The sequence below is a fragment of the Pseudomonas sp. zfem004 genome, assembly GCF_032621715.1.
GTDB lineage: Bacteria > Pseudomonadota > Gammaproteobacteria > Pseudomonadales > Pseudomonadaceae > Aquipseudomonas > Aquipseudomonas sichuanensis.
Window position 1 is genome coordinate 90,039 of sequence record NZ_JAVYJF010000024.1, and the last position, 11,074, is coordinate 101,112.

Here is an 11,074-nt window from a genome sequence, read left to right on the forward strand (position 1 = left end):
AGGAACCAACGCATGAGAATCACCGGTCAGTGCCGATGCGGGCTAATCACCATTGAGATCGTGGCGCAACAATTGCCGCCGCTGTATGCCTGCCACTGTTTGAACTGCCAGCGCTGGAGCGGCAGTGCGTTTGGTCTGCACATGCTGAGCGCAGCGTCGGCTGTTCAGGTGTCTGGCGAAACGACGATCTTTGAGCATGAACACCAAGGTCAAACGTCTACCCAACATGTCTGCGGTATATGTCATACCCGGCTGTTCAACGAGACCACGGCAGCGCCCGGCATGCGAGTGGTGCGGGCCGGCATCCTGGAAGGCTCTGAATGTTTCGAGCCGATTGCTCATATCTGGACACGGCGCAAGCAGCCATGGCTGGTGCTGCCAGGTACTATCGCGCAATGGCAGGATAGCCCGACGCCAGAAGAATTCGCCGCAGCACTAGGGTAAAAGAGCTGGCTCTTTCATCAGTGAGTGTGTGGCTCGTTGCACGGAAGATTGTCAGTGTTGACTACGTCCGCTTAGGGTCGCAAGCCGGCATTCAATATTGGCCGCTATTAGCCGTAAGCAGCTTCTCCGCTCGCAAGTTCTTGGGATACCCAGGTCGGTGCCCTCACCCTCTCATGTTTCTCACCTTCCCCGCCGAGCCATTGCACATCCGCCGAAAAATGCCATAGGCTGCCACCTCATCAATCAATGCCACTGACGCTGGATAAACGATGATCGAACTACAAGGATGTACAGCGTTTTCCGGTCTGGAATGCCAGCCCGTTGGCCCCTCTGACGCAGAAATGATCTGCGCCCATCGCCAGGACATGTTTCTTGAAGCCGGCGAGGATCCGGAAGAACTACGGATCATGACCCAACACTTTCGCCCCTGGCTGGAAGAGCGGCTCGGTGACGGTCGGTATTACGGGTTCAAACTCCTGGATGGCGAGCAACCGGTCGCAGCCATCGGCCTGATGAGCATCGATTGGCCGCCCCACCCCTCCCACCCGACCCTGGATAAGCGCGGGTACGTGCTGAATGTGTACGTCCAGCCGGCCTACCGCCGCCGTGGCCTGGCTTCGGCCTTGATGCAAGCTGCCGACGCCGAGTTCGCTCGCCGAGGCATCACCTTCGCGGTCCTGCACGCCACCGAGACGGGCAAGCCGGTCTATGAGCAGATCGGTTGGGCTGGAACGTCGGAAATGGCTAAATCCATAACTCGATAGTGACCGCGCCCGCCCCAAAGCTGCCCTTGTCGCTGGGAAGCCATTGGCACAAGTTCACTGCCATTTCGAGAGCCACGATCTATGAAAGTTATTCGTAGCAAGGATTTCACAGCCACTCGCGCCTGGGGTGCAGAGGACATCGCCAACATGGATGGCACAACTGTCCGGCTGCACTGGACTGACCAGCCGTACAAGTGGCATGTCAACGATGGCGAGGAGGTATTCGCCGTTCTCGACGGCACGGTCGATATGCATTATCGCGAGTCAGGCACTGAACAGGTCGTGACATTGAGGGTGGGTGATGTGTTTTTCGCCGGGGTTGGTTGTGAACATGTTGCCCATCCTCGCGGCGAAGCGCGGATTCTGGTCATCGAACGCGAAGGCAGCGTTTGAGTTGAACTGCCGTTTGCAGCCGGCCTCCCCCCGACTGCACTCGGACTTGCCCCGCACGCTTCAAAGCAGCCAGGCGCCCTCCCCCGTCACAGCAGCTCGGGGAAGGCCGCGCCAAGCAGGCCGGGGTCCTTCAGGATCGATGCACTGCTGGCGATATCCGGGGCCAGCCAACGGTCCTGGGCATAGGCCGGGACCCGTTCGCGCAACAACCGCCAGGCAACCTGGGTACCTGCGCCAAAGCGCTGCTCCTTGAGGAACTCGAAGGCCTGGGCCGCCAACAGGTATTCGATGGCGAGGATCTGCGTGCAGTTCTCCAGGGCGCGGTGCAGCTTCAACCCGGCATTGGTGCCCATGCTCAGATGATCCTCCTGCAGCCCGGAGGTGACGTAGTTGTCGATCACGGCCGGCTGTGCCAGCTGACGGTTTTCGGCACAGAGCGACGCGGCCACGTACTGGACAATCATCATGCCCGAGTTCACACCCGGCTGGCTGACCAGGAAGGCCGGCAGACCGCTGACCAACGGGTTGATCAGGCGATCGAGGCGACGCTCGGCAATCGCCCCGATCTCGGCCACCGCGATGGCCAGCAAGTCGGCCGCCATGGCCACCGACTGGCCGTGCGGATTCGCCTGGGAAACCACCCGGTATGACTCGGGTGTACCCAGCAACATCGGGTTGTCGGTGGTGGAGTTGAGTTCGGTTTCGATCTGCCTTGCGGCGTGTTCCAGCTGATCGCGCGCGGCGCCATGAACCTGCGGGATCGAGCGAATGCTCAAGGCGTCCTGGGTGCGGATGCCATGGCTGCTGGCAATGACTTCGCTACCGTCGAGCAGGCGACGCAGATTGCTGCCCACCCGCTGCATGCCGGGGTGCGGTTTGAGCGCGATGATTTCAGGGTCAAAGGCATCGAGTTGGCCGCGCAGGGCCTCGAAGCTCATGGCGCTGATGACGTCCGCCCATTGGCTCAAACGCGTGGCGTCATCCAGAGACAGGCAGCTCAGGCCGGTCATGCACGGGGTGCCGTTGACCAGGCACAGGCCATCCTTGGCACCCAGTTTGACCGGCGCCAGGCCGACCTCGGCCAAGGCCTGTTGCGCCGGCATGATCTGGCCGCGATAGCTGACCTGGCCGACGCCCAGCAAGCTGATGCTGATATGCGCCATGTGGGTCAGATACCCCACCGACCCCTGCTTCGGAACCTGCGGGGTGATGTGCTGGTTTAGCAGGGTCAGCAGCGCCTCGACCACCTTGCGCTGAAGGCCGGAACGGCCCTGGCAGAAGTTGATGATCGCCGCGCACATGATCGCCCGGGTCTGCTCGTCCGACAGCGCGCTGCCCACGCCACAGGCATGGCTGAGCAAGGTGTTGCGTGACAGCTGGCTGAGTTGTTCGTCCTGCAACGAGACATTGCACAAGGCACCAAGCCCGGTGTTGACGCCATAGGCGCGGTCACCGCTGGCAACGATGCGCTGGACGATCGCCTGGGCGTTCTCGATCCGCACCCAGGCCGATGGGGCCAGCTCAAGCTTCGCGCCATGCCGGGCCACAGCCACCACGTCCTGCCAGCGAACGGGCGCGTCGGCGATGATGATTTTTTCGGCAAACGACATACACGCGGTTCCTTAAAGCGAAGCTACGCGACGCTGCACGAAACGATCGACGTATTCGTCCGCAGGCTGGTAGAGGATTTCTTTCGGCGTGCCGACCTGGATCAGGCGACCGTCCTTGAGAATGGCGATTCGGTTGCCGATGCGCACCGCCTCGTCCAGGTCATGCGTAATGAAGACGATGGTCTTGTGCAGGGTCTTTTGCAGTTCCAGCAACTGGTCCTGCATTTCGGCGCGAATCAGCGGGTCGAGCGCACTGAAGGCCTCGTCCATAAGGATGATGTCGGTGTCGGCGGCCAAAGCACGCGCCAGGCCCACACGCTGGCGCATGCCGCCCGACAACTGGTGCGGGTAGGATCGTTCGTAACCCTTGAGGCCCACGGTGTTGATCCAGTGCAGGGCACGCTCGGTGCACAGGGCTTTGTTCTCGCCACGGACCTTCAGGCCGTAGGCGACGTTGTCCAGCACGGTGCGGTGCGGCAACAGGCCGAAGCTCTGGAACACCATGCTGATCTTGCGCCGGCGGAATTCGCGCAGGGCTTGCATGTCGTACTGCAGAATGTCCTCGCCATCGACCAGGATCTGGCCGCTGGTGGGGTCGATCAGGCGGTTGAAGTGACGCACCAGAGTCGACTTGCCCGAGCCCGACAGGCCCATGATCACGAAGATCTCACCGCTGCCGATGGACAACGAGAGATCGTTGACCCCGACCACGCAGCCGGTTTCGGCCAGGACCTGCTCTTTGCTCTTGTTCTGCTGGATCAGTTTCAGGGCATCTTCGGCACGCGCACCGAAGATCTTGAAGACATGTTTGACTTCGATCTTGTTCATCGTCTGCTTGGTGCTCATTTGCCCACCCCATGCCGTGGCCGGCCGTAGGCCTGAGTAATGCGGTCGATCACGACCGCCAGGATCACAATGGCCAGGCCCGCTTCGAGGCCGCGGCCCACGTTCAGGGTCTGGATGCCGACCAGGACGTCTTCGCCCAGGCCACGGGCACCGATCATCGAGGCGATGACCACCATCGACAGGGCCATCATGGTGGTCTGGTTGATACCGGCCATGATGCTCGGCAACGCCAGGGGCAACTGCACGCCGAACAATTGTTGCAGGCGATTGGCACCGAACGCGTTGATCGCTTCCATGACCTCGCCATCCACCTGGCGGATACCCAGGTCGGTCAGGCGAATCAGCGGCGGGGCGGCGTAGATGACGGTGGCAAAGATCGCCGGCACCTTGCCCAGGCCGAACAGCATCAATACCGGGATCAGGTACACGAAGCTGGGCATGGTCTGCATGATGTCGAGCAGCGGCATCAACACCGCCCGCAGGCGATCGTTGCGCGCCGAGAGGATACCCAGCGGAATGCCGACCAGGACCGAGATCAGCGTTGCCACCAGCATCAGCGCCAGGGTCTGCATCAGCTTGTCCCAGAGACCGACCGCACCGACCAGGAAGAGCAAGCCGACGATCACCGCCGTGGGTACGATTCTACGGGTGGCGTGCCAGGCGATAGCGCCGACGATGGCCAGCATCAGCCACCAGGGTGTTGCGCGCAGCAAGCCTTCGAGGTTGACGATGGCCCACAGCAAGGTGTCGGAAATGTGCCGGAACACGTCACCGTAGTTGGTGACCAGCGCATCGACCCAGCCATTGACCCAGTCGGCAATGGAAAACGTGAAGTTTTTGGGGAACATGGATTTCTCTCGAGCAATGCATGAAGCGGACTGCTATGTGGCATGCCCGGCAGGCGCCGGAGCCGCCCACACCCTCAGAGTGCCGCGTCTACCTTTTTGGCTGCGTCTTCGCTGACCCAGCTGTGCCAAACTTCGGGGTGCTCCTTGAGGAACAACTTGGCCAGTTCCGCCGACTCGATACGATCCCGGGTCATGCGCGCCAGGTTCTGGTTCAGCAGATCGATCGGCAGATTGACCTTTTCCAGCACAGCCACCAGTTCCGGCGCCTGTTCGTGGAAGGTCTTCGACACGCCCACCTTGATGGTCACGGATTTATCCACGCCGGGCTTCTCGTCCAGCTTGACCAGGTCGGCCTGGCCCATCAGCGGGGTTGGCGACCAGTAGTAGAAGAGGATCGGCTCGCCGCGCTTGTAGCTCGACAGCACGGCGGCATCCAGTGCCGGGCCGGTGCCCGGGCGGAAGTTGGTGTAGGTGTTTTCCAGGCCATAACTCTTGAGCATTTCGCTGTTGTCCAGCTCGCAGGTCCAGCCGGCCGGGCAGTTGTAGAAGCGCCCCTTGTCCGGTTCTTCCGGATCCTTGAATACCTGGGCGTACTGCCCCAGATCGGCGATGCTCTTGAGGTTCGGTGCCTTGGCTTCGAGTTTGCGCTTGGCATCGCCTTCGATTACATAACGCGGCACATACCAGCCTTCGACCGCGCCCACCACCGGCGAGCCGACGCCGACAACCTTGCCGGCGGCCGCAGCCTTGTTCCAGACCTCGCTGCGCCCTACCCACTCCTCGGCGAAAACCTGGATATCGTTGCTGCTCAGGGCGTTTTCCATGGAGATGGAGTTACCCGGCAGGCTGTCGGTGTCACAGCCATAGCCATTTTTCAGCACGAACTGCATCACCTCGGTGAGCAGCATCCCGCTTTCCCAGTTCAAACCGGCGAATTTCACCGGTTTGCCGGACTCGCACCAACTTGCCGCCTGACTGACGCCAGCGGATGCCAGGAGCCCTAAAGAAAGTGTCGTGGTCAGCAGAGCCTTTGTAATTGTCATTGTGACGCTCCCAAACAAGTTGATCACTGCGCAGGAGAAATATTTCACAACATAAAAAAAGGATAAAATAATAAGTCCTGATGCATCACCACGGAAAAACCTATGAAGTTCACACTGCGCCAGCTTCGCTACGCGCTCGCAGCGGCCAAGCACGGAAACCTGACCACTGCCGCCATGGAGCTTCATGTTTCACAACCTTCCATTTCGGCGGCCATCACCGAACTGGAAGAGGTGCTGGGTCAATCGATCTTCATACGCCAACGTGGCCTCGGCATATCGCTGACCCCATTCGGTCGTACCGTCATGGTCCAGGCCCGTCGCGTACTGGCAGAAGCCCAGACCTTTGCCGAGATCCATGCCAATGCCGGCGAGTGCGTCGGCGAACTGGTGGTCGGCTGCTTTGAAGATCTGGCGCCCTATTGCCTGCCGCAAATCGTGCGACGGATGCAGGAGTCCTGCCCCAGGGTCACGGTCGATATGCGCGATGGCAGCTTCGAGTATGTTGGCAAACGGCTCAGTGAAGGCGCGATAGAACTGGCCATCACCTATGACCTGGGTTTGCCGCCGAACACGCATTGCACGCAGCTGTGTCAACTGACCGCCCAGGTGCTGCTGTCAGCCGACCACCCGTTGGCCAAGGAGCCGCGCGTCAGCCTCAAGGCGCTCGCCGAATACACCCTGGTAGTCACCGATCAAGTCCACAGTTGGCAGCATGTGCTGGATCTGTTCAGCTTTTACGACCTTACACCCGCCGTTGTGCACCGTGTGCGCACCTTCGAGTTGCAGCGCAGCCTCGTCGCCAATGGCTTTGGCGTGGCGCTGATCTATACCCGGCCGTTTGGTGACCGTAGTTATGATGGTCAAGCACTGGTCTGTCGGCCGACTCTGGAGAAACTGCCAACCCACAGCATCGTGCTGGCGCATGATCAGCGCTACCCACTGACGCCTTCGGCCGAGGCGTTCAAGGAGCTGGCGGTGGCATGGTTTGCGGAGCGACCGTCGTTTGCGTCTGAATGAACAACGGGGGCGAATGCCACATGACGACTGCTAGCGGAAAGGCTTCGCCCGTGTACGTAGGTAAACTGAGCTGGCCTAATGAATTTGGCCCCCGTCTACATCAGCTGATCGGAGCAGCCTAGCTCCTCAAATTGCTTGGCCACTTTCATTGCCAGTTCGACAAAGGCCCTCGCTGCAGCCGTTTGGTAAACCCCTTTTCGTTGCATCAGAACAGCAGTGCGTTGCAAGCGCTGCTGGTCCAGCTCGATAGCGACCAACTGCTCGTGAGCCAGGGCGATGTTGGCCGGCAACAAGGTCGAGAGCGTGGTCCTGCTGACCACTTCGATAAGCGCACTGATGGTATTGGCTTCCACTTGCACGTGAGGGCGAATGTTGTGCTGGCGGCAGTAGCTGTCGATCTGCTCACGCGTGGCGAATTCGGCGCTCAAGAGTATCAACGATTCTGAGCTCAACGCCTCCAGATCAATGCTGCCCGTCGTGGCTAGCGGATGATGCTTGCCGACCACCAGCGCGAGGGTTTCGACCAGTAGCGCTTGGGTATCCAGATCCAGATGATGGCCGTTGTCGAACGCAATGCCCACGTCAACCTCGTCGGCCAACAACATTTCTTCCAGCGCCTCTTGAGCGATCTCTCGCAGCACCAGCGTGATGTTCGGGTACCGACTATGGAACGCTTCAACCAGCGGGCCAACGAGGTAGCTGGTGAATGTCGGTGTTACCCCCAGCCGAAGTGATCCGCGGCTTAGATCACCCAGATCATCAATGGCTCGTTTTGCCTCCTGCAGTTCCTGCGCGGCTCGCTTGGCATAGCGCAGGTACACCTCGCCGGCATCCGTCAATCGCGTGGTCCGGCCAGAACGATCGAACAACGGTGTGCCGAGACTCTCTTCCAACTGCCGGACCTGCTGCGACAAGGCCGGTTGAGACACATGCAAGGCCGCTGCGGCGCGCGTGAAACTGAGGTGGTTTGCCACTGCGATGAAGTACTGGATGTGCCGGGCAAGCATGGCTGCACCTATAAGATTATCTGATCCGCCTGATCATAAATCAGACTTTTACCTTATTCAAAGTGCTGCGTAACCTTTGCTTCAACACATCGCGTCACTCAAGGAGTCAGCCATGAAAGACATCATCGACGGGTTTCTGAAGTTCCAGAAAGACGCCTATCCCGAACGCGTCAAACTGTTCAAGGATCTGGCCAGCCAGCAGAGCCCACGTGCCCTGTTCATCTCATGCTCCGACAGCCGCCTGGTACCGGAGCTGGTCACCCAGCGCGAACCCGGGGACCTGTTCGTCATTCGCAATGCAGGCAACATCGTGCCGTCCTACGGGCCCGAGCCTGGGGGCGTATCGGCCTCGGTCGAATATGCCGTGGCGGCCTTGCAGGTTTCCGACATCGTCATCTGCGGCCACTCCGATTGCGGCGCCATGACGGCCATCGCCACCTGCAAATGCCTGGACCACATGCCCGCTGTGGCCGGCTGGCTGCGCTACGCCGATTCCGCCCGAGTGGTTAACGAAGCCCGCAACCATTTCGGCCCGCAGGCCAAGGTCGAAGCCATGGTGCGCGAAAACGTGATCGCCCAGCTTGCCAACATCCAGACCCACCCCTCGGTGCGCCTGGCCCTGGAAGAAGGCCGCGTGACATTGCATGGCTGGATCTACGACATCGAAAGCGGGCTGATCGAGGCCTTCGATGGCAGTACCGGCACATTCGTATCCCTCGCCGACAACCCCGAAGTGCACGCCGTTTCCCACCAACCCAAGCGCGTTGCCTGACCATCTTTCAACCAAGGAGAAACACCATGATCCAATCGCAAATCAGCCAGAACGCCCGCCTTGCCCTGAGCGAAGTCATCTTGCTGGCCAAAGCCCGCAAAGACCTCTCGTTCGCCCAGATCACCGAAGGCACCGGTTTGTCCGAAGCGTTCGTCACCGCGGCACTGTTGGGCCAGCACCCGTTGCCGGCGAGCGCTGCCCAGGTGGTGGGTGACAAGCTCGGCCTCGACGCGGACGGCATTGCACTGCTGCAGACCGTGCCACTGCGCGGCAGCATCCAAAATGGTATCCCGACCGACCCGACCATCTACCGCTTTTACGAGATGTTGCAGGTGTACGGCACCACCTTGAAGGCGCTGGTTCATGAAAAGTTCGGCGACGGCATCATCAGTGCCATCAACTTCAAGCTGGACATCAAGAAAGTCGAAGACCCCGAGGGCGGCTCGCGCGCAGTGATCACCCTGGATGGCAAATACCTGCCCACCAAACCGTTCTGATTTGGCTGCAACACATGGGCTCGGCCGCAATTTTGCGGCCGAGCCATAACCTGAAGGTGATCAAAATTGAAAGCGTTGTTCGCATTGATACTCGGCGCGCTGTGCAACGTGGCGATGGCTGCTGACGTTGAGCAACAGGTCGAGCAGGTACCGGTTGAACAGTACAGCTACTCCCAGCACCTCGATGTAGCTCGTGTCATTTCCATGAGCGAGGTCCCCGATGTCTGCCAGGTAGTGCCCGCTCGCATGACGTACGAAGACTCTCAAGGCAATAAGCATGTGCTTGAGTACCGCGTGATGGGCAATGGTTGCTCGAATAACTGAGCCCGGCCTTCGCAGCGCTGCAGCACTGAACATGAGGACTGAAGTTGATGGACCTTATCTTTCGAAATGTACGCATTGACGACGCCAAGACACTGGTAGATGTGGCTGTGCAAGCAGGCAAAATCGCCGAGATCGCGCAACACATCACCACCACGGCAGGACGCGAAATCCAAGGCGACGGCAAGGTGCTTGTTGCTGGTTTTGTCGAAGGCCACCTGCACCTGGAAAAAGCCAACGTCATGCAGCGCAAGGCCAATCGTTCCGGCACCTTGAAGGAAGCGATCGCCGTCACCGCCGAACTGAAGCCCACACTGACCCGTGAGGATATCCGCGAACGTTCGATCCAGGTGCTGCGCGCATTGGTTCAAGCCGGTACCACGCATGTGCGCGCCCATGCCGAGTTCGACCCCGCCCAAGGCTTCACCGGGCTCGAAGTGGTGCTGGAGCTGCGCGAGCAGTTTCGCGAGGTGATCGACATCCAGGTCGTGGCCTTTCCGCAAGAAGGCATTCTCAAGCTGCCTGGCATGCAGGCCATGATGGCCCAGGCCATGGAGATGGGGGCTGATGTGGTGGGCGGCATTCCCTACAACGACGTGTCGCCGCAGGAGCACATTGATTTCGTCTTTGACTTGGCCAAGCGCTACGGCAAGGACATCGACTTGCACCAGGACTTCGCCGATGACGCCGAGCACATGACCATCGAGTACGTGGCACGTCGAACCATTGCCGAAGGCTACCAAGGGCGGGTCTGCGTTGGGCACCTGACCAGCCTGGCCGCCGTCTCGCCAGCGCGGCAGGCAGAAATCATCGCGTTGCTGCGTGAGGCCGACATCAGCGTGATGTGCCTGCCCGCCACCGACCTGCACCTGGGCGCTCGGGGTGACAGTCACAATGTAAGGCGCGCCCTGACGCCAGTGCGTGCGTTGCGCGACGGCGGTGTCACGGTTTGTCTGGCCACCAACAACATTCGGAACGCATTCACACCGTATGGTACTGGCGACCTGCTACACATTGCGCAACTGGCCATTCCGGCGTGCCACTTGGGCGGCGCGGATGATCAGGCCACCGTGTTGTCGATGCTCACGACAAACCCGGCCAAAGCCTTGGGGTTGAAACACCACGGTTTGGCGGTGGGCAATGATGCCGACCTGGTGCTGGTCGATTGCCGAGCTGTGGCCGATGTCATTCTCGACCTACCGACACGGTTGATGGTGCTCAAGCGCGGCAAGGTGGTGGCAACGGCTGAGCATCGTAGGTCAGTCGCATTTTGAGGCCGTCTTGAAGATTTCGTGGTCAAGAATGAGCAAGAGCAGCATCATCGCAAGGCAGCTTTAGGTCGAAAGCTGCCGGTGAGGCTGGCAGTGATTCTGGACTGCCCCCAAAAAGTTGGACAGATTAGCTAGCGGCCTGGGCCCTGTACTCGACAGGGCTCAGGCCGTTCAGTTTCTGCTTTATGCGGTCATGGTTGTAGTAGCGGATGTACTCGTCCAGACCCGCTTTCAGTTCTTC

Annotated in this window: 14 protein-coding genes; 8 read left to right on the forward strand and 6 right to left on the reverse strand. The window is 60.1% G+C overall.

What is annotated here, in order from left to right:
- Nucleotides 1-12 precede the first annotated feature (12 nt).
- From RTH46_RS22105 to RTH46_RS22115, 3 genes are all read left to right on the forward strand, one after another.
- Nucleotides 13-444 carry a GFA family protein gene (locus RTH46_RS22105; protein WP_316906627.1) on the forward strand — a complete coding sequence of 144 codons (432 nt, stop codon included), beginning with the start codon at nt 13-15 and terminating at the stop codon, nt 442-444.
- A 269-nt stretch (nt 445-713) separates the two neighbouring features.
- The gene (locus RTH46_RS22110; protein WP_316906628.1) at nt 714-1,208 is read left to right on the forward strand and encodes a GNAT family N-acetyltransferase; all 495 of its coding nucleotides are present in this window, start codon (nt 714-716) and stop codon (nt 1,206-1,208) included.
- 81 nt (nt 1,209-1,289) lie between these two features.
- On the forward strand, nt 1,290-1,601 hold the full coding sequence (locus RTH46_RS22115; RefSeq protein WP_316906629.1) for a cupin: 312 nt from the start codon (nt 1,290-1,292) through the stop codon (nt 1,599-1,601).
- An 86-nt stretch (nt 1,602-1,687) separates the two neighbouring features.
- On the opposite strand, the gene hutH is transcribed toward RTH46_RS22115, so the two are convergent.
- The 4 genes from hutH to RTH46_RS22135 all read right to left on the reverse strand — a co-directional run bounded on the left by hutH (nt 1,688) and on the right by RTH46_RS22135 (nt 5,948).
- Nucleotides 1,688-3,211, reverse strand: a complete 1,524-nt coding sequence (gene hutH / locus RTH46_RS22120) for a histidine ammonia-lyase (protein ID WP_316906630.1) — start codon at nt 3,209-3,211, stop codon at nt 1,688-1,690.
- A gap of 12 nt (nt 3,212-3,223) precedes the next feature.
- Complete coding sequence (locus RTH46_RS22125) at nt 3,224-4,057, reverse strand: glycine betaine/L-proline ABC transporter ATP-binding protein (protein ID WP_316906631.1); 834 nt, start codon at nt 4,055-4,057, stop codon at nt 3,224-3,226.
- Nucleotides 4,054-4,905 (reverse strand): ABC transporter permease, encoded by an 852-nt coding sequence (locus tag RTH46_RS22130; protein WP_125463585.1) that lies wholly within the window; start codon nt 4,903-4,905, stop codon nt 4,054-4,056. The genes RTH46_RS22125 and RTH46_RS22130 overlap by 4 nt, the downstream gene beginning before the upstream one ends.
- A gap of 74 nt (nt 4,906-4,979) precedes the next feature.
- Entirely contained in the window at nt 4,980-5,948 is a 969-nt protein-coding gene (locus tag RTH46_RS22135) for an ABC transporter substrate-binding protein (protein WP_153786474.1), read from the reverse strand.
- 102 nt (nt 5,949-6,050) lie between these two features.
- Here RTH46_RS22135 and RTH46_RS22140 point away from each other — a divergent pair, with 102 nt between their 5' ends.
- Nucleotides 6,051-6,965 (forward strand): LysR family transcriptional regulator, encoded by a 915-nt coding sequence (locus tag RTH46_RS22140; RefSeq protein WP_153786475.1) that lies wholly within the window; start codon nt 6,051-6,053, stop codon nt 6,963-6,965.
- A gap of 95 nt (nt 6,966-7,060) precedes the next feature.
- Here RTH46_RS22140 and cynR read toward each other — a convergent pair whose 3' ends face one another.
- Nucleotides 7,061-7,972 (reverse strand): transcriptional regulator CynR, encoded by a 912-nt coding sequence (gene cynR, locus RTH46_RS22145; protein ID WP_316906632.1) that lies wholly within the window; start codon nt 7,970-7,972, stop codon nt 7,061-7,063.
- Between the two features lie 112 nt (nt 7,973-8,084).
- Between cynR and RTH46_RS22150 the strand changes: the two genes are divergently transcribed.
- The 4 genes from RTH46_RS22150 to RTH46_RS22165 all read left to right on the forward strand — a co-directional run bounded on the left by RTH46_RS22150 (nt 8,085) and on the right by RTH46_RS22165 (nt 10,836).
- Nucleotides 8,085-8,744 (forward strand): carbonic anhydrase, encoded by a 660-nt coding sequence (locus RTH46_RS22150; RefSeq protein ID WP_110993676.1) that lies wholly within the window; start codon nt 8,085-8,087, stop codon nt 8,742-8,744.
- A 26-nt stretch (nt 8,745-8,770) separates the two neighbouring features.
- Complete coding sequence (gene cynS / locus RTH46_RS22155) at nt 8,771-9,241, forward strand: cyanase (RefSeq protein ID WP_153786485.1); 471 nt, start codon at nt 8,771-8,773, stop codon at nt 9,239-9,241.
- 66 nt (nt 9,242-9,307) lie between these two features.
- On the forward strand, nt 9,308-9,565 hold the full coding sequence (locus RTH46_RS22160; RefSeq protein ID WP_316906633.1) for a DUF2790 domain-containing protein: 258 nt from the start codon (nt 9,308-9,310) through the stop codon (nt 9,563-9,565).
- Nucleotides 9,566-9,612: 47 nt separating this feature from the next.
- Nucleotides 9,613-10,836, forward strand: coding sequence for an amidohydrolase family protein (locus tag RTH46_RS22165; protein WP_316906634.1), 1,224 nt, complete (start codon nt 9,613-9,615; stop codon nt 10,834-10,836).
- A gap of 124 nt (nt 10,837-10,960) precedes the next feature.
- Here RTH46_RS22165 and RTH46_RS22170 read toward each other — a convergent pair.
- Nucleotides 10,961-11,074, reverse strand: a 114-nt coding sequence (locus RTH46_RS22170) for an IS3 family transposase (RefSeq protein ID WP_316906639.1), incomplete at its 5' end; no start/stop codon positions are given.